Here is a 256-nt window from a genome sequence, read left to right on the forward strand (position 1 = left end):
ATACAGGGGATTCGACCCTTTTCGGGAAACCCGTCCTCCCTGGAAGCCTGGTTTCCCGGGGTCCCGTACGGGGAAGAACAGCTGAGCGATGCCCGCTACCCCGACTGTATCAATCTGATGGCCATCGGCATCCGCCTGGCAGATGCCGTCCACACGGTTTCGCCATCCTATATGGAAGACATCCAGAAGCCGAGTTCCCCGCCTGAGTTTATCGGGGGTGAAGGCCTAGAAGCCGACCTGGTCACCGCCAGGAAGG

General features: G+C 60.2%; 1 protein-coding gene. It reads left to right on the plus strand.

What is annotated here, in order from left to right:
- Positions 1-256 (plus strand): glycogen/starch synthase (locus ACRHNM_RS17360; protein WP_431137902.1); only part of this gene is annotated, 256 nt, incomplete at both ends.

The organism is Psychroserpens mesophilus, from assembly GCF_050617655.1.
Lineage (GTDB): Bacteria > Bacteroidota > Bacteroidia > Flavobacteriales > Flavobacteriaceae > Psychroserpens > Psychroserpens mesophilus_A.